Annotated in this window: 15 protein-coding genes; 10 read left to right on the top strand and 5 right to left on the bottom strand. The window is 55.4% G+C overall.

The genetic code is table 11. The features are described 5' to 3' along the window. Positions 1-177: 177 nt before the first annotated feature. Together ACP7EW_RS00870 and ACP7EW_RS00865 are read left to right on the top strand one after the other, a co-directional pair. Positions 178-2133, top strand: a complete 1956-nt coding sequence (locus ACP7EW_RS00870) for an ATP-dependent nuclease (protein ID WP_426214636.1) — start codon at positions 178-180, stop codon at positions 2131-2133. Then, positions 2130-3794 carry a UvrD-helicase domain-containing protein gene (locus ACP7EW_RS00865; protein WP_426214634.1) on the top strand — a complete coding sequence of 555 codons (1665 nt, stop codon included), beginning with the start codon at positions 2130-2132 and terminating at the stop codon, positions 3792-3794. Before ACP7EW_RS00870 ends, ACP7EW_RS00865 begins: the two co-directional genes overlap by 4 nt. 161 nt (positions 3795-3955) lie before the next feature. On the opposite strand, the gene ACP7EW_RS00860 is transcribed toward ACP7EW_RS00865, so the two are convergent. Together ACP7EW_RS00860 and ACP7EW_RS00855 are read right to left on the bottom strand one after the other, a co-directional pair. Beyond that, complete coding sequence (locus ACP7EW_RS00860) at positions 3956-4741, bottom strand: GIY-YIG nuclease family protein (protein WP_426214632.1); 786 nt, start codon at positions 4739-4741, stop codon at positions 3956-3958. A gap of 50 nt (positions 4742-4791) precedes the next feature. After that, positions 4792-7053, bottom strand: a complete 2262-nt coding sequence (locus ACP7EW_RS00855; protein ID WP_426214630.1) for a KAP family P-loop NTPase fold protein — start codon at positions 7051-7053, stop codon at positions 4792-4794. Between the two features lie 859 nt (positions 7054-7912). On the opposite strand from ACP7EW_RS00855, the gene ACP7EW_RS00850 reads away from it, so the two are divergent. Both ACP7EW_RS00850 and ACP7EW_RS00845 read left to right on the top strand, forming a co-directional pair. Next, on the top strand, positions 7913-8554 hold the full coding sequence (locus ACP7EW_RS00850; RefSeq protein ID WP_426214628.1) for a glycoside hydrolase family 25 protein: 642 nt from the start codon (positions 7913-7915) through the stop codon (positions 8552-8554). 313 nt (positions 8555-8867) lie between these two features. Continuing rightward, a complete protein-coding gene (locus ACP7EW_RS00845) occupies positions 8868-9344 on the top strand; it encodes a hypothetical protein (protein WP_426214626.1) in 477 nt (158 codons plus the stop codon). Positions 9345-9446: 102 nt separating this feature from the next. On the opposite strand, the gene ACP7EW_RS00840 is transcribed toward ACP7EW_RS00845, so the two are convergent. Beyond that, entirely contained in the window at positions 9447-10304 is an 858-nt protein-coding gene (locus ACP7EW_RS00840) for a diguanylate cyclase domain-containing protein (RefSeq protein ID WP_426214624.1), read from the bottom strand. Between the two features lie 192 nt (positions 10305-10496). On the opposite strand from ACP7EW_RS00840, the gene ACP7EW_RS00835 reads away from it, so the two are divergent. The 5 genes from ACP7EW_RS00835 to ACP7EW_RS00815 all read left to right on the top strand — a co-directional run bounded on the left by ACP7EW_RS00835 (position 10497) and on the right by ACP7EW_RS00815 (position 13861). Beyond that, a complete protein-coding gene (locus ACP7EW_RS00835; RefSeq protein WP_167351270.1) occupies positions 10497-10658 on the top strand; it encodes a hypothetical protein in 162 nt (53 codons plus the stop codon). Between the two features lie 5 nt (positions 10659-10663). Beyond that, positions 10664-10981: a hypothetical protein gene (locus ACP7EW_RS00830; protein WP_061449481.1), complete on the top strand. Its 318-nt coding sequence runs from the start codon at positions 10664-10666 to the stop codon at positions 10979-10981. Between the two features lie 480 nt (positions 10982-11461). Next, the gene (locus ACP7EW_RS00825; RefSeq protein ID WP_314528298.1) at positions 11462-12211 is read left to right on the top strand and encodes a hypothetical protein; all 750 of its coding nucleotides are present in this window, start codon (positions 11462-11464) and stop codon (positions 12209-12211) included. 134 nt (positions 12212-12345) lie between these two features. After that, the gene (locus tag ACP7EW_RS00820) at positions 12346-12615 is read left to right on the top strand and encodes a hypothetical protein (protein WP_426214621.1); all 270 of its coding nucleotides are present in this window, start codon (positions 12346-12348) and stop codon (positions 12613-12615) included. A 748-nt stretch (positions 12616-13363) separates the two neighbouring features. Then, positions 13364-13861 carry a hypothetical protein gene (locus tag ACP7EW_RS00815; protein ID WP_073860010.1) on the top strand — a complete coding sequence of 166 codons (498 nt, stop codon included), beginning with the start codon at positions 13364-13366 and terminating at the stop codon, positions 13859-13861. 50 nt (positions 13862-13911) lie between these two features. Here ACP7EW_RS00815 and ACP7EW_RS00810 read toward each other — a convergent pair whose 3' ends face one another. Together ACP7EW_RS00810 and ACP7EW_RS00805 are read right to left on the bottom strand one after the other, a co-directional pair. After that, complete coding sequence (locus tag ACP7EW_RS00810) at positions 13912-14538, bottom strand: helix-turn-helix domain-containing protein (protein ID WP_033896785.1); 627 nt, start codon at positions 14536-14538, stop codon at positions 13912-13914. Positions 14539-14543: 5 nt separating this feature from the next. Next, positions 14544-14702, bottom strand: a complete 159-nt coding sequence (locus ACP7EW_RS00805; RefSeq protein WP_426214619.1) for a hypothetical protein — start codon at positions 14700-14702, stop codon at positions 14544-14546. Positions 14703-14925: 223 nt separating this feature from the next. Between ACP7EW_RS00805 and ACP7EW_RS00800 the strand changes: the two genes are divergently transcribed. Beyond that, on the top strand, positions 14926-17043 hold the full coding sequence (locus tag ACP7EW_RS00800; RefSeq protein WP_426214617.1) for a TonB-dependent receptor family protein: 2118 nt from the start codon (positions 14926-14928) through the stop codon (positions 17041-17043). Positions 17044-17103: the final 60 nt, after the last annotated feature.

Genomic DNA, 17103 nt, shown 5'->3' with positions numbered 1-17103 from the left:
GCGCGTCGTGACTGGCTCTTAGCCAGAGGTCGACGTATTCGTCGAATTGGATCGCAATGCTCGCGGCTGGATTGGCTAAGCGTCGGCGATGTTCGCTGTTGGATTAATTGAGCGTCTAGTTGCGATTGAACCTTTTATCTTCAAGCACCGCTGACCTCACTTGGAAAGGATTCTACTTTGAAGCTTCAGTTCGTTCGCATCTGTGGTTTTCAATCGTTTGGTGCAGAACCAGAAATTGTTGATCTGTCTGACCTTACATTCCTGATCGGGCCGAATGGCTCAGGGAAGACTGCGACTTTACAGGCGCTTTGCCGTCTCTTTTCGTTTGACCCGAATCAGCGGCGACTCCGCAAATCAGATTTCTTCGTCCCGCACGATGAGACTCAGGCTCCCGATCAGCGAGCGCTGTGGATCGAGGCTGAATTCACCTTTCCCGAACTCAGTGACGTCGAGAACGAACACCCGACGATTCCCGCTCACTTTGGGCATATGCGCCTAGATACTCCTGATGGTATGCCCCGAGTGAGGTATCGTCTGAATGCCACCATCGGCATTGATGATGAAATCGAACAGAGCCTGGTGTACGTCCTGGACGTGAATGAAGATGATGCTCCGGTCGACACCGCCCCAGTGCCCAGAGACGAGCGAAACTTCATCCAGGTTCACTACCTTCCAGCTCGCCGGGATCCGGCTGACCATATCGCCTATGGTGCGAACGCCTTGCTGGGACGTTTACTGCGAGCTGTGAACTGGACGGAGCAGCGCGAGACGATCCAGCAGCTCACCTCGGACATTTCCCAAAGCCTGACCCAGAATGAATCCGTGCTCAGCCTCAGCGCCGGCCTGACCAAGACTTGGAAAGAACTTCACAAGGGCCAGTTTTTCACGCAGCCGAGCGTTACGTTCATGGCCAATGAAATCGAGTCGCTGTTGCGCCATCTTTCTGTGTCGTTCTCCCCAGGTCATGGGGAGCAACTAGTCGATTTCTCGCGGTTGAGTGATGGCCAAAAATCGATGCTCTACCTCTCGCTGGTTTTGTCTTCTCAGGCCGTCGGGCGAGCGGTGCTGCATGGTAATGACGATTCCTTTGACGCTGAAAAGCTAAGGCCTGCGGTGTTCACCATCGTCGCTTTGGAAGAACCAGAGAACAGCCTGTCGCCGCATTACTTGGGGCGAATCGTGTCGTCCCTCAAAGGGTTGGTTGGGGATTCCCAATTTGCCGACTCCCAGGCTCTGATTGCTACGCATGCGCCTTCTATGCTTCGACGCGTAGATCCATCGGCCATCAGGTACCTGAGATTGATCGAGTCGCGATGCACCGTGGTGACGAAGATTCAAATGCCACCCAATGAGAAGGGTGAGGCCTATAAGTTCGTGAGAGAGGCCGTTCAGGCCTATCCTGAGGTTTATTTTTCTCGGCTGGTCATCCTAGGGGAGGGCGACAGTGAGGAGATAGTCCTGCCTCGGCTGCTCGCAGCGAAGAATCTGCAAGTCGATGAAGCAGCCATCACCATCGCTCCACTAGGTGGTCGCCATATCAATCACTTTTGGAGGCTGCTCAGTGGCCTCAAGATCCCTTACGTCACGCTGCTGGATCTGGACGTGGCGCGTTTCGGTGGGGGATGGGGTCGTATCAAATACGTCGCGACTGAGATGAAAAAGCATCGCCAGGGCGATTTGTACCTGACAGACGATGAACTCAAGAGTCTACCTGCATGGAATGATCTGACCCATAAAATTCTGCAGGTTGAGAAGGATCCGAAATACAAATCCTGCATAGCGAATTTGGAGCAGTTTGGAGTATTTTTTTCCGCGCCGATGGATCTGGACTTTTCGATGCTCAGGGCCTATCCGCTTGCGTACGGATTGGCCCCGGAAGACCTGGTTGTTCCGAAACAGGGGCAAACCAAGTCCGTGCTGGGTGATAGTCATCACGATCGTTTCCAATACTCGTTGATCGAACGAAAGCACTTTGTCGCCTACCACAAACTTTTCAAGCTCGACAGCAAGCCCAAGTCGCATATCGAAGCGCTTTCCAACCTGACGAATGCTCAGTTGATAGCCAAAATGCCGGCGTCTCTAAATCGTCTGGCAGATTTCGTGATCGACAAGATTGAAGGTCTGTCTGAATGATTTCCTCCGAGGATTGGAAGTCATCCGAGGGCATTGTTTTGGAGCCAAATGCGGAGGCAGCTGTCAGGGAGGTCAAACGGTGCGTGGCGCTGACTGCTGGCCCGGGTGCAGGCAAGTCTGAACTGCTTGCCCAGCGCGCTGACTTCCTGCTGACCACGGGTGCATGCCGTTACCCGAAGAGGATATTGGCCATTGCCTTCAAGGTGGATGCGAGCAATAACCTGAAAGAGCGGGTGTGGCGGCGATGCGGGCCCGACTACGCCAGCCGGTTCGACAGCTACACGTTCCATGGCTTCGCGAAGCGGATTATCGAGCGATTTCGCCCTGTTCTCACCGGCGACGATGCGCTAGACGCGGGTTTTCGAGTGGTACCCAAAGGGAAGGTACACCCTGCCCAGACCGAGTTCGGGCTTCTGATCCCGCTGGCCCTAAAGATTCTCGACGCCTATCCCATGGCGGTGAGCGCCGTCAGGCAAACTTACAGTGACGTGTTTCTCGATGAGTTTCAGGACTGCACGTATGAGCAGTACTCGCTGGTCAGCAAGATTTTTGGTGGTACTGAGCGCCGGGTCACTGCGGTCGGCGACGTTAAACAGAAAATCATGGGCTGGGCAGGCGCGCTCGAAGGCGTATTCGGAAAGTTTGAGGCAGACTTTTCGGCCATCCATCTCAACATCTACCGCAATTTTCGCTCACAACCTCAGCTTCTCAGGCTGCAGAACGACCTCATAAAAGTCCTCGATCCCGGTTCCGAGATGCCCGTAGAACTCTTGGGCGGCGAGGGCGGCGAGATCTTGCTTCAGTCTTTCAATAACTGTTCCAGCGAGGCCTTCAGCCTTGCCGATCAGATCAACACCTGGATCAACATCGAGGGCGTGGCGCCCTCCGAAATTGCGGTGTTGGTCAGAAGTTATCCTGAGGCTTATACCGTCCGTTTGACCTCTGCGCTTGATGGGCTTGGGATCGCCTACCGTAACGAAAATCAGATGCAGGACATCACCACCGAGCCCATTGCCTTGGTCGTCGTGGACTTTCTGCTGTGCCTCTATGGTTCGCGCGAGCCGAAAGCCTGGACGAGGTTATTGCGGCGGATCATTCCCGCAGATGATGACGAACATGGCGGTTCCGTTCGAAACGATTGGAACAGGTTCATCAAGGAGGCACGCAAGACTGCTGCCGAGGACCTTGCCGCAAAAAACTATGCTCAGAGGTGGACGTTGCTCAAAGGGTTTCTGTCCATGGTGGGCGTGAGCCTGCTGACGAGCCTCTCTCATGATTACGAGTCGCGTGACCGTTTGAAGGAGATCATCCGCGATATCAAGAAGCACATCGATGCAGCACTCGGCCAAGAGCCTGACTTGCTCAAGGCGCTTGCCCAACTGTCTGATGATCAGTCGATCCGGATTCTGACAGTCCACAAGAGCAAGGGCCTGGAGTTTGATTCGGTGATTTTGCTCGGTGTGGAGGAGGAGGCCTATTGGGGCAAGGACACCCATGAAGTCCGCTGTACGTTCTTCGTGGGGATCTCGCGTGCCAAGAGGCGCCTGGTGGTCACGACCGCTCAGACTAGGGATAAGCTCGCTGACATCGATAGTTGGCGTACCCAGCGTAGGTCACATGGCGAATTTCTTGGCTATGTTAAGAACTGGCAAACACCTTGAGCATGAATAAATATAAGGGTGGCGCGCAGTTCACGATCTGGGAACCTCCTACCAATTTTCCCGTGGTTGACCTCGTCGAAGTTGCCGCTCTGTTCGAAGCTGCTGACATTCTTGCCTCTGGCTACGGAGTGCCAGATGTTGGCATTTATTATCCTGCCAGCCTAGTTCGAAGGCACGTAACCGTAGGTTCGAAGCTGTTTAAAAGTTATATCAGGATCCACCGACTTCCAGGCTGCACCACGCACGTTGCGCCAACCGAACAGCTTCATCATGGATAACGTAGCATCGGCAGCCTTGGTAGCGGCGTCAGACTCGCACAGGAGGCCTAGTGAACGAGTGGTCAATACTCCGACAGGCTTGTGAAGCGCTGTCCAGGTTGCACCTTTTCCGGAAAAGTAGCGCTTGATTCGCACATCGGGCTTGCTGCTGTAGCCAACGTAGTAGCAGTCATCCTCCAGCGTCAGAACAAACAGGAAATACTCGGTATTTTGCCTTGTCGGACTCGATGTTTGAGTCACGGTGTCAAGCACACTTGTGTTGCGTGACAGTCTGGGGGCGAGGTTACCGTCCGCGTTTGCGAGGCATTCTGAAGATGTAGTAGCCGAAAGTACTAAACCGTAGCCATGGCTGATGAGCCCTTTTTCAACGTGCTCAACATTGGTGTTGGAAAAGAATCCCCCGCGAACATTTTGATAGCCATGCTGGTGCATCAACTGCAGTACTAATTCGTTTTCTGCCAGTTCACCCATTCGGTAATCCACGTACTCAAGGCGACTTCGCATCAGTTCTTTCACCGGCGGATGTAGGCGTGTCCACGCTGAACCGCTCCCATTGAAATGTTTGCGGATGCGCTTGTCTGGATCTTTGGATTGTCCCACATAGAATTTATCGTTCGCGAGCTCAAGCACGTAGAGATATCGCGTGCATTTTTCTAACGTCCAATCCATAGATCCCTTTGGCCTCCAGTTGCTTAAGTCAGCGCGTCAAGATTCGACACTTACTTTGCGCCGGATGAGGGAGTGGGATCGTTTTGCTTTGGGTCATTCAATACCTGCTGGTGGATGTACATAAATTGATGGGCTGTTTTCAAAGCAGGCGGTAAATGTTCTTCCGGGTGATACACCGGATCGCGCAATGCGTTACCGTAACGGGTTCGCAGGTTCTCTGCGATCAACTCTGGCGTTATTAGGTCCGCGACAGAATCGTAGCTGCGCCTTTCAAAGTCAGACCTGACAGGCAGCCCTGACTCTACAAACCAGCCCTCACCAACAAAGCACTCCAGAAAAGTGTCGACACCAATTGGCTCCGCTTCGAAGTGAGCAGTGAGTGCTTTTCGTACAGACGTATTTCCAAGATGCTTATTCCAAAGCCAGTACAGACTCGGCATGTCTTTGGGGTCAGAAACAAAGAGTGGGCGTTCGCTGTCTGCACTGCGAATTTTGTGAGCCAGACGTTGGTTTAAGATCTCCTCAATGGCATCAGAAAAAACGCGCTCGTCTTCATGGCGTCCTTCATGGTGATGAATCCATCGACAGCATTCCATTCCAAATCCTAGCGGATTAGCTGCCTCGATTACTTCTTCTGCGGCACGTTGTCGGGCGTCAGGATCAGGTATCCGCCTCAGTAATTCAGATACCAGCATGCCCCCCTGCATGATGGTACCGCCTATCACCATTGGCCCGCGCTCTCGGGGCATCAGTGTTGCATTGGCAGAAAGCGTGACCATCAGTGCGTATGCCTGCTCTTCTGATATTTCTTCAGCGTGTGCACGAAGTTTTTGAACAAGTTTTGGAAAGGCTCCGCGCGACGAAAAGTCCGTGAGGAGTTCAATTCGCTCAGCGTCATTGGCCCGTGTGAAACTTTCCAGCAGCGAATGAATCGCAGCATCCCCCACGTCCCCGTGAGGAATACCGTACGTGAAGTAGCGCGCGAAATATTCTCTTGAGCAGGCTTTTTGCTTTCGCGCCCATGTTTGATCCCATTCGCTGCCGTAACCCATGCGGCCTGTGCGTGGGAAGAGCGGCTCAAGCAGCCCTCTTCTGACACGCAGGCGTTCTTGCTGAGTGGCCTCAGGCAAACTACGGATAAGTAAGGTGTCGAGGGGGCTTTCTTGAGGTGCTTGCGCGAATGCGTTTTGGTTCTGAGCTTGAGCTTGCTTCAAGAGCAAATCAGGATTGCTGCGGATTTCGGCATACAAGTTAGGGTAAAAGATACGTATACCCTCAATTAACATGAGATCCACAGTGTCGACTTCACCCTTGAGCAATGGAAGCGCAAAGGTCAACGCGTTGGCATACAATTTCCCAAGGCGCGGTGTAGTGAGGCGCGGTTCGAGGCCATCAACAAAATGCCGTCCAAACGTATCGGCCATTGATTGGGTGAGTGGAATTTCAGCCTGATCCAAAGCTGCCTGTACCCCTTCAAACGTCAGGTTGCGCAGGCTTTTCTCATCAGCTGGGGGAAGGTGGAGCGGAACTTGAATGATTTTCTCAAGAAATGCACGGCCCGCGCGCTCGCCGCCTTGGCCATAGCGTTCGCCCAATGCCGCGGATACGACGGCATCATCGAAGGCCAGTACGTAAGAGGTATGACGAAAGCTTGCTGACAATTTCACCAGCTTGAATATTGCATGGGTTTCGTTGCGATCTAGACGGTCTATGTCATCAATAAATGTGACCACGCGTTTGCCACATTTCTCAAGAATCGATTCTATCCTCTGCTTCAGCTCTTCCAATTTGACCGCTGATAGCGATTCCCCTAGCCCCTTTGCAGCATCTCCAGGGTTGATTTGAAGCACTCCGGCAACAGTTAGTGAGCCGAGCGACAGCAAAGAGCCGTATTGCTGTAGTGCGTCGCCTGCACGCTCTTTAAAATTGGGAAGCGACTGATTTAAAGCCCCTGCGAGTGTTGCGAAAAAGCCACGGAGTAGTTGGTCTTCAGACTGAAAGTGCCAGGGATTAAATTTCACGCAGATTACATCTGGGTAGGCTTTCAGCGCCTCCTCCATCATTTCCAGTACGGATGTTTTGCCGTCTCCCCACGGTCCATAGAGTCCAATGACGATGCTCGCAGGATCTACTCGTGTTGCAATTGTATCGGCCATGCGCGTGGCAAAAGGGGCACGATTAAAACGGTCGTCGGCGCGGGTGACAATCGGTTGGTCCGAGGCGTATTGATGTCCCGGAGTGGCGGGCTCGGGCGGCGGCACGTCGACAGATACTTTTTCGCTGATGAAAAACGCTTTGATCCTTTTGAACATCTCAATTCCTTTTAAGGGCTTACGGCTTTCCCGAGTTTGTGCATAGCCATTTTGACAAGGTTGAATCAAAGAGTCCGACGCGCTGCGCTACTCAGCCAGAGCTACCATAAAATTCTTATACTCAGATACTTTGCCAATATCTTCCGGCAGGCACCTATCTGCCCCGTCGATGCGTCACAGCAGTGGCGGGAATACGAGCGCGGGAATGGTCTTCTCGACTTTAATTGCAGCTCTCGGTTGCCGCTGAAATCATGGGCGCAAAGGCCCCTTGTTTTGTCAGAATAACGCAGGCAGCAAGCATTTCGCCATGTGTCACCATCAGGAGCGTGATTCGTTTGCCATCAATTTTTTGGGTAGCAATAAGACAAAGTAGCCAGCGTTGGTTGTGGGGGTTTCAGAGGGCAGAGCAGGGGACTGCAGCACCAGGCTTTGACGAGTGTTTAGTTATTGCGTGAAGACGAGCTGCCACCTTCGACAATATGACAGGTTCGAATTTTCCTCCGCCAAGCGACAAATGCTGCTGCATACCCCAGTCTGTACCCCCGTTTCTGACGCGATTTGCTCGGATGCCATGACTGAATATGAAACTGTGTTCGCAACCGAATATCGGCTTCAGCCCTATCTACCTCGGGCCATTGAATCCTCCTGGCGCAACCTGATTCAGCATGAAATGTTCGAATGAAAAGCCTTTGTCGGCCTGGTTTCCCGCCAAACACATAAAGAAATCCCGCGAGCCAGAGGCTCTGCGGGATTTTTTTTGCCTGTCATTTAGTTATTGCCGGGTGCGGTATCCCCATAGTGCATTGCCGATGTAAGTCGATGAAAGAATCGACCCGACATCCATCGCAGGAACGCACAGATGAATTGCAACGAACCGATAAAAAACGACAATGCGCGGGGCATCGATGTGTCGCGCTGGCAGGGCGATATTGACTGGAGCCGCGTTGCGAATGCGGGCATCACCCATGCAATCGCTAAAATGACGGAAGGTGGAGACTACACCGATCCAAAATTTGTTACGAACTTTCAAGGTATGCAGGCAAACGGTTTGAAAGCCGGGGTCTATCATTATTTCCGTGCCTTGAGCAGTACGCCGTGCGAGCAGTTGAACAACATCAAGGGGCGTTTGGCCGAGGTGGCGTTCAAAGCCGGGCGGGATAGGCTGGTGATTGATGTCGAGACCAATCGCAACGAAGGTGCCAGCCCGGATCAGATGGCCGATGCCCTGTTTCAGTTGGTGACGCTGGTCAGGGTTTCGCTGCTGGAGGGGGCATACCCGCATATTTACGCCTCTCCCAGCATCTGGAGTAACCGCGTGGCCTGGCGCAAGTACGACTTCAGTGAGTGCCCGCTGTGGATTGCTCATTGGGAGGTGGCTCAGCCCACGGTACCTGAAACCTGGAGCGCCAAGGGCAAAAGCTGGGAGTGGTGGCAGCACAGCAGCAAGGGCCAGGTTGACGGTATTCAGGGGGCGGTAGACTTGGATTGGGTCAAGTCTTGATGGCCAACATCACAACGGCCCCATTTTCGGGCCGTTGTTATTGAGGACCTTCAGCATAGGTGCTCCGAAATTTTGCCTATTTGAAGGGCTTGGCGGATGCATGTCTTGCATGGCCCCTATCATCTGCTCTGCGATCGAGCTTTTTCTCGTCATCTCTTTGTTTTTTTACTACTATTACCCGTCTGTGCGCTCAAGGAAGAGAGGCTGAGCGCCTTGAGTCTGGTAGAAATTTACACTCGAACATTGAGTGAGCTATTGCTTTTACCCAGAACCTTACGACTCAGCCAACCATAATTACTTCTTGGTGAAACCGATGGATAAAATGTGTGGCATCGTTGTAGTGGTAGGACTTGCCCTCGCGGGATGCGCTACGAAAACTCCAGAAAAAACTGAAGTGACTCCGCCCCCTGCCGTCGTCCATGAAGTACCACCTGAAGTCGCACCTGCGTCGTCTGCCAATTACACCGTACGATATGAGGCTGCCCCTGTTGCTGACGCTCCAGCCCATACCTCTGCAGAGGCCGCTCAGCCAGAGTCTGAAACCAGTCGCGCCGAGCAATGCCGTAAAGAGCTGGATGTTCTGAAGGTTTACAACAAGCCGTCCTACGTTAAATACGAGGCGGAATACCAAGCCATTGCTGCCAAGACCGCTAAATACATGGAAATCAAAGACTCATTGGGTTCTGATTTGAACTATATGGTCATGCCCGCCTATCAATTTCAAATTCGTGAGTTCTGCTTCCGGGTGAAGACCCGTCTGTCGGAGCTTGTGCTTCGTCAAGCCAAATAATACAGGCAGACCCACCGCGAGTGCTTCTTGGTCCAAGAAGCTCTGGTGAGTCGCGTAAGGCTTGAAATGCCCCGACCTGTCGGGGCATTTGCTTGGTGTCGGTCAGTTACAGCGCAACCTTTTCACCCGATACATCTCACCATCGGCATGACTCAGCAGCGTATCCGCATCCTCCCCGTCCCCCGGGTAATACGCCACGCCGACGCTGCAGGACGGCATCTTCACCCCGCCAAACTCAGCGCCCAACGGCTCAGCCATGACCGCCAGGATCTGCGCCACTTTCCCGGCTACTGCGTCCTGCGACTGGATGTCCGTGATCAGCACCGTGAATTCATCCCCGCCCATCCGCGCCACCAGGTCGCTTTCGCGTACGCAGCGCTCCAGTCGTCGGGCAATCACGCACAGTACGCGATCGCCCATGGCATGCCCGTGGACATCGTTGATGCCCTTGAAGTCATTGATGTCCAGAAACAGCAACGCAAGCGTGTGGTTGTGACGCCGCGCAGCGTGCAGGGTCTGGTCCAGCCGCTCATTGAACAGCGACCGATTGGTGAGGGCTGTGAGCGGATCATGATGGGCAAGGAAGCGTAGTTCTTCCTCGGCCTGGGTGAGCGCCGTGACGTCGCGCGCGACACCGATCCGCGCACCGACGTCCTTGGACCAGAAGGCCGCCCACAGGATGTGCACGACGCTGCCGTCCTTGCGCAGGTAACGATTGCGGAAGTCGACATGGGGTTGGCCATTCATGACCCGAACAATGGAGGCACGCGTGCGCGCCAGGTCTTCAGGGTGCATGTAGTCGGTGATCAGGGTGCCGGTGAGCTCTTGGGCGCGGTAACCGAGCAGTGCCTCGCAGGCATCACTTACGAAGACAATCTGGTTATCGCTGTCGACGACGAAGACCGTATCCAGCATCAAGTGGATCAGTTTGGGATAAAGGGCTTGCAGGTCAACGGGCATGGGGCATAGGGCGTCCGGTTCAGATGGCCGATCATAGCCCGATCATCACGTAAGGCGGCGAGGGCACTGCAAATTTTTAATGCCGCTCATGCCAATTGTGCCCCGAGTGTTCAAAACCGCCGGCCAACCGTATGATCGGAGCCAGCGTCTTATCGAGGCGCCGAGACTCACCCCCTATATAAGGACATGAGCATGCAAAAGCACTTCGGCAATTCAGGCCTGTTCAAGGCTGCTTCGTATCTCTGCGACGAAACCCTCGGCTGCGGCATTGCCCGCTGGGCGTTGAAAAACAGTGCGTTGAATACGAAGGAGTTTTTGATATGTCCAAAGAATTACTCGGAGTTTCTGCTCTAGGCTTGATGATCGTTGGTGAGTTTTGTGCAATCTACAGCGAGGTAGTTACCGCCAGGCTGGCCCAGGCTGGCGACGGCTCATGGCAAGCCTTCATCATGCCGGTAGTGGTGATGTGTTTCGCGGGGCTTTGTCTGTTGGGGGCGTATTGGCTGGGTTATCGGGCGGTGGGTGATATCTGGGTGGTCACGGTGGTTTCCGTGACTTCGTTATTGCTGCTGGAGCCGGTCGTGATCTGGGGGCTGTTCCAGGAGTTCCCCGGACGAGGCGCATTGATCGGGTTTTGCCTGGGCGCCTTGGGCATGCTGGCCACTGTCTTGTTGTAGCTGCACGGGGTCTGGCCCGGCAATCACTTGTCGGGCCAGAGGCGGGGTTGTCGTTGGCAATACCTTCCACCGCCGCAACGGCGGCTGGGTTTTAACGCCGTGAAACGCAGCTCAGCAAAAAAGCTGGGCCACCGAAAGCAGGCAAATCACTTGAACAACCATTTGTGCACGAATTGGATGTTTCATTGCCGTCACCCTCATGTACAGCTGCTGGTGAGTATGCCGTGGGCGATGTAGACAAACGCGCCAGGCCGTTCAAAGGTTGAAATTTCACCCTGGATCGCCAACAACACACGCAACTGTTGCAATCAGTATAGAGCCTGGAAAAAATTCTTCACGTTTGAGCGGATTCATCGGCCCAGCGGTCTCTGGTTACAACTATCTGCCTGCGGCCACTGCACTTTTCTGGATTTCTCCGCTCTATCCTTGTCCCAGCCCCGCCGATCCCCCGCGTGGGCAGATGAGCCAGATCGGGTGCCGATGGATCGCACGTTTCCTTGTTTTAACCTTCGACGGATTCGCCAGCCCTTGCTGCTGGCAGCCTTGCTGATGCTCTGTGCCGCCGGTTGCAGCCAGCAACAGGGCCGGGATATCGCCAAGCAGTTCAGCAATGGCAAGCCCGATGAGTTCTTCCAGACCAGTGTCGATCGCATGGCGACGCTGGGCATGCGCGACAACCTGCAGAGCTTGTATCTGCTGATGAACAAGCTCTATCTGCGTAATCCCAGCCAGTGGCGGCAGTCGGGGTACCCGGACGCGGTGACCGCAGCGCGGGAGATTCGCCAGGCCATCGAGCAACGTCGATCCCTGCCGGCACTGGGCGATCGTCGTGACCTGGCGGCGCTGAGTTATTCCTTGGGGCCGGACTTCAAGGGCGACCGGGTCGGCGCCTTCATCTATGCCATTGGCAGCATGATCGTGACGGCGCACGGCGGGCGTACCGAGTTCTATATCACCGATTCGATCAACCCGCAGTTCGTCAGTAATGCCGCGCGCAATATCGAAAAGGCCACCTGGCTGCTGAGCAAGCGCCAGGATGCCAATGGCGTGCTGCTGCTGTTCTCCAACGAGATTTCGGAGGAGGGCAGCAACCTCAGTTTTGCGGTGGAGTTCGGCAAGATCGTCGCGCGCCTAGACCTGCTGACCCAGATGCTCGATGAACGCTACCGGCGTATCGGTTTGAACTATGCGCAGAGTTTGTTGCTGATGAACTTCCTGCCGGTGCAATAAACAGCGCAGCGTCAGCATAGAGGTGCGGTGTTTCCCTTTCCCATGTAGGAATCGGCCTATCTTGCTGCCCAATGCTTGAAACACCCCTCGGTCATCAATAGCCTCGGATTTTTCTGAAATGTGAGGCCTTTACCATGGGTAAGCGAAAAACGGTTTGGCCTACTGAAAGAGAAATTCGTTTGCGCTTTATCCTGTTTGCCGTGATCGATGTGGCGAGTGTTCAAGGCGTTTCGTCCGATTTGCTACTGCCCGCGCACAAGTTACTGCGTGATTCCCCGACTGAGGCGCAATTGCTGGAGGTACTGGGAGAAATCCTCAGCACTGATGAGATGTATGGATTCCGGTTTGTTCCGGGATCAGAGGCGGAAGAACTGATGCAGGCGCTGAAAGTTTTCGATAGTTGAGGATTTTGCGAGGGCGCGACAGCGTCTACGAACCAGCTACAGTTGTACGTACTGTGCTGCAGTTTGGCTTTCACAGTATTTCGATCAATGAACGGAGACGTTTCCAATGAAGAAATTACTGATAGGCACACTTGCAGTATTGTTTTCAACCTTGGCCCATGCGCAGTTTTCTACAGCGGTTCGCCAGGACCAGTCCGGATTGGATGTATTCGCGACCAATACCGACGATAAGCCCCATACTTGTCATATCAGCTTCAGATTTACTACAGAAAACAGCCCTGGAGGTCAAAGTGTTAGCACCCAGGCAACCGCGCACCCAGGAATCCAAAATCAAGTGATTCACTCTACGCGAGGTGGGTGGTCACAGTTCAGCGCGAGTAATGTCAGCGTGCAGTGTAACTAAACGCTGGATTTAGATGACGTTGTCGGGAGGCTAGGTTTAGCTTCCCAGGTCATGAGGTGTCGATTTGTTACTTCTTCCCAATCCGTTAGAACGTTTATTTCCTTAAGATTGGTCGCTATTCCTTTACAGAATATCCATAGCGTCAAATGAAGAAATACAGCAGTCATTGACGTTGCAATAGTGTCGAAATCGTCGCGGTTACAACCGTTGCAGCTGTTTCCTTCAACTAAGCTTCCCTTCAAACACCCTTTCCTGCTGCTCTGCCGCCGTCTTGCGTCGCCGTTCTCCGGCTTTAGAATCGGCGCCAGAACTTGCTCATTTCCTGTCGATTACGGAGTTTCGAAGATGATGAATGCCATGCAGATGCCAATGAACACCGCCATGCCAATGATGCCGATGATGGGCATGCCGATGATGATGGCCACCATGAAATGCGAAATGGCCGCGGATGCCATGATGTGCACCATGAAGCCGGCCGCCGGCATGGACATGGCTCAGTTCAAGACCAACGCCGAAATGATGGCGATGATGATGAACTGCGGCATGCCGATGATGATGCAGTGCGCCAACATGTCGATGATGTGCATGTCGGCCGATGCCATGGCCATGATGACCGGCATGAACATGATGCCGATGATGGGCATGCCAATGCCGATGATGAAGTGCGTGATGGAATGCACCCTGATGGGTGACAGCATGATGTGCAAAATGATGCCAATGCCGGGCATGAGCATGGACATGATGAAAAACTGCTGCATGCTGATGAACAAAATGATGAACGACTGCGCCATGCCGATGATGATGAGCTGCAACGGCATGCCGATGATGTGCTGCACCTGCTGATAAGTCCGGCGCACTAAAAAACGCCCCGATGACTCGGGGCGTTTTGCATTTCAGTCCAGGCGCTCTGGGTAAGTGATCACCAGGAAGGCCACCGCCTCGCTGTCTGCCGGGTTGCGGTAGCGGTGGGGCTGATCGGCGTAGAACAGGATCGAGTCGCCGGTAGAAAGGAGGTAGCGCTCATCGTTGACACTGACCTCCAGCACCCCTTGGGCCACCACCAGGTTTTCCTGGATACCGGGCCCGTGTCCTTCGGAAATCTCCTCGCCCAGCGCCCGCAGGCGGATCTCGTAGAACTCGGACTGGCGCGCCGTATCGTAGGGGAACAACGCTCGGCTGATAAACGCACCATCGGCACTGACCAGGCGCTTGCTCTGTTGCGCCGGCAGAACCTCCACTCCCTCAAACGCGCGGTCTTCCAGAAACGCCGCCACCGACACCTTCAGACCCTTGGCAATTTTGCACAGCACCTTGATCGACGGCACGCTACGCCCGGATTCGATCTGCGCCAGCATCGCCCTGCTCACGCCACAGGCGCGCGCCAATCCATCCAGGGACAAATGGCGTTTACTGCGCAGGCGTTGCAGGTTGTGGGCGACGCACTGGCTGATCACATCGTCGTCAGTGCTGGGCTTGGGCAGTGGTTCGGGTGGTTCGGGAATCACGTGCAGGAAATTCATCGGCCTTACGCCCGGCGGGTATCGCTGGACGAGGCGGCTTGAGCGGTAAACACCGCCAGCCCGGCACGCGCTGCGTACATCGCCCACATCAACTCGGCCGCTGCACGCGCTTGGCGGCGTTTACGGTGGAGAGTGAAGTCGATGACGGTGGCGGATACTGGCATGGGGGCGATCTCGGGGTGCGTGGGTGACTCAGTGACTCCACAGTAATGCGTGGTGGTTATTTCTTTAAATACTGAGTTTGCATGTGGTAATTCGATTTTGGACTTAGCAAAGAATCCAGATCCGACCCTGTTGTCGGAAGGGTCTGGTCCGTTAATAAGGAGTGACCTGGCGGGCGTCCCAGCCTTCCCACCACGTGCCCCCCGAATTCCAAGGACCTGCCCGATGCTGTTGCGCCACCCTCCATTGCTGTTTGCCGCCCTGACGTTAAGCTCACTGGTGCATGCCGAAGACCTGCAATTGGCCCCGGTCGAAGTCACCAGCAGCGAAGCCAGCGCCGGTGAAGTGGCCGAGGCGCAGCTCAAGAGCGTGCCCGGCGGCACCAATTACGTCGACATGGACAGCGTGCAGCAGGGGCGGGTGAGCACCAACGAAGACGTATTCAAGTACCAGGCCGGGGTATACGCCAAGGCGGCGAACAACGAAGGGGTGAAACTCTCGATTCGTGGTTCGGGCCTGAACCGCAGCCCCGGTTCCCATGCCTCCGGCCTGTACGAAATGTTCGACGGCCTGCCGCTGACCGGCCCTGGCGGCACGCCTTATGAGTTGAAAGATCCCCTGTGGCAAAGCCGCGTCGAGGTGCTGCGTGGCGCCAACGGTTTTGACCAGGGCGCCTTGGCTCTCGGTGGCGCGGTCAACTACGTGACGCGTACCGGCTACGACGCGCCCAAGCTGCAACTGCGCTATGAAGCGGGTAGCAAAGGTTATGCCCAGCGCGAAATCAGCTCGGGCCAGGTGCTGGGGGATGCCGACTACTACATCAGCCTCACCGACTCCGAGTCCGACGGCTACCAACGGCAGAGTGCCGCCACCGGCAAGGGCGTGGCGGCGAACTTCGGCTACCGGTTCAACCCGGACCTGGAAACCCGCTTCTACTTCCGCTACCGCGAAACCACCAACGACACCCCTGGCAAACTCACGCGCAGCCAGATCAGCCACGACCCACGCGCGGCCAACAGCCTCAATGCCGCCCGCGATTCCAAGCGCCTGCAACCGGGCTCCACCTGGATCGCCAACAAGACCACCTTGCAGCTGGATGACAATGCCCGGGTCGAAGTCGGCCTGGCGTACCACGACTACCCGATGGACCTGCGCGAAGGCACCAACCGGCTGAAAGTCGCCTACACCGACATCAGCAGCACCCTCAATTACATCCGCCAGGACACGCTGTTCGGCCACGACAGCAAAACCACCGTCGGCCTGCGCACCACCCAGGCGATGCCCAACAACGGTGCCTCGGAATACGTGCGCACGCCGGCCGGCAACACCGCTGGCTACGCGCCAGGCACCAAGACCCGTGACTACAGCTACCTGGGCTCCGATACTGTGCTGCATATCGGCAACGACCTCGAACTGGTTCCGGACCTGTGGCTGACCACCGGCCTGGCGGCGATCTACACCCGTCGCGAAACCCAAGTTACCTATCCTGAGGGGCAGGCGCCGCTCAGCCAGCACGACTGGGACTACGCGCCTCGCATTGGGCTGCGGTATGACTTCACCCCGCAACTACAGGTGTACGGCAACCTGAGCCGTTCGGTCGAGCCGCCGCATGCATGGTCGATGATCTGGGGTTCCAACAAATACTTCCCGGCAGGCAGTGGAGCTGCCACCGGCCTGCAGCGTGAAGGCGTGAGCCTGAAAAACCAGACCGCCACCACCCTGGAAATCGGCGGACGTGGTGAAGCATGGCTCGGCCAGTGGGACCTGGCGCTGTACCGCTCCGAAGTGCGCCACGAATTACTCACGGTGGAAACCCAGGCCCAGACGTCGACCAGCAACGCCGTCGTCGCCGAAAACAATGCCAGCCCGACGATTCACCAGGGCGTGGAGTTGAGCCTGCTGAGCCCGTTGTGGGAGGGCGGCCGCAACGGCCAGCTAACCCTGCGCCAGGCCTACACCTTCAGTGACTTCCATTACCGTGATGACGACCGTTTCGGCGACAACACCTTGCCGGGCATCCCCAAGCACTACTATCAGGCGCAAGTGCGCTACAGCCATCCGACCGGTTTCTACACCAGCCTCAACACCGAGCATTCATCAAAAGTGGCGGTGGACTACGCCAACTCCTACTACGCCGCGTCCTACACCCTTCTCGGCGCCACCTTCGGCTACGACGCCCCCCAGCAGGATTGGCAAGCCTGGGTCGACCTGCGCAACCTCGCCAACCGTCGTTATGCCAATACCGTCACGCCGGGGTATGACGATAAAGGCCTGGATGTCGCACGCTCGACGCCGGCGGATGGCCGTGGCGTTTACACCGGCGTCTCCTGGAGCTGGCGCTGAGCCCTTGCCCAAACCCCGTTTTACTGGCATTGTCTGCGCAATTGGTAACTCTTCCCATTT

This window comes from Pseudomonas sp. DWRC2-2, assembly GCF_049897885.1.
In the GTDB taxonomy this organism is placed as follows: Bacteria; Pseudomonadota; Gammaproteobacteria; order Pseudomonadales; family Pseudomonadaceae; genus Aquipseudomonas; species Aquipseudomonas azotoformans_A.
This window is presented reverse-complemented; position numbering and strand designations above follow the sequence as displayed.

Excerpts from the sequence above, each read along its gene's own strand:
- ACP7EW_RS00865 (WP_426214634.1), top strand. The coding sequence starts at position 2,130 with ATGATTTCCTCCGAGGATTGGAAGTCATCCGAGGGCATTGTTTTGGAG.
- ACP7EW_RS00860 (WP_426214632.1), bottom strand. The coding sequence starts at position 4,741 with ATGGATTGGACGTTAGAAAAATGCACGCGATATCTCTACGTGCTTGAG.
- ACP7EW_RS00855 (WP_426214630.1), bottom strand. The coding sequence starts at position 7,053 with ATGTTCAAAAGGATCAAAGCGTTTTTCATCAGCGAAAAAGTATCTGTC.
- ACP7EW_RS00850 (WP_426214628.1), top strand. The coding sequence starts at position 7,913 with ATGAATTGCAACGAACCGATAAAAAACGACAATGCGCGGGGCATCGAT.
- ACP7EW_RS00845 (WP_426214626.1), top strand. The coding sequence starts at position 8,868 with ATGGATAAAATGTGTGGCATCGTTGTAGTGGTAGGACTTGCCCTCGCG.
- ACP7EW_RS00840 (WP_426214624.1), bottom strand. The coding sequence starts at position 10,304 with ATGCCCGTTGACCTGCAAGCCCTTTATCCCAAACTGATCCACTTGATG.
- ACP7EW_RS00835 (WP_167351270.1), top strand. The coding sequence starts at position 10,497 with ATGCAAAAGCACTTCGGCAATTCAGGCCTGTTCAAGGCTGCTTCGTAT.
- ACP7EW_RS00830 (WP_061449481.1), top strand. The coding sequence starts at position 10,664 with ATGATCGTTGGTGAGTTTTGTGCAATCTACAGCGAGGTAGTTACCGCC.
- ACP7EW_RS00825 (WP_314528298.1), top strand. The coding sequence starts at position 11,462 with ATGGATCGCACGTTTCCTTGTTTTAACCTTCGACGGATTCGCCAGCCC.
- ACP7EW_RS00820 (WP_426214621.1), top strand. The coding sequence starts at position 12,346 with ATGGGTAAGCGAAAAACGGTTTGGCCTACTGAAAGAGAAATTCGTTTG.
- ACP7EW_RS00815 (WP_073860010.1), top strand. The coding sequence starts at position 13,364 with ATGATGAATGCCATGCAGATGCCAATGAACACCGCCATGCCAATGATG.
- ACP7EW_RS00810 (WP_033896785.1), bottom strand. The coding sequence starts at position 14,538 with ATGAATTTCCTGCACGTGATTCCCGAACCACCCGAACCACTGCCCAAG.
- ACP7EW_RS00805 (WP_426214619.1), bottom strand. The coding sequence starts at position 14,702 with ATGCCAGTATCCGCCACCGTCATCGACTTCACTCTCCACCGTAAACGC.
- ACP7EW_RS00800 (WP_426214617.1), top strand. The coding sequence starts at position 14,926 with ATGCTGTTGCGCCACCCTCCATTGCTGTTTGCCGCCCTGACGTTAAGC.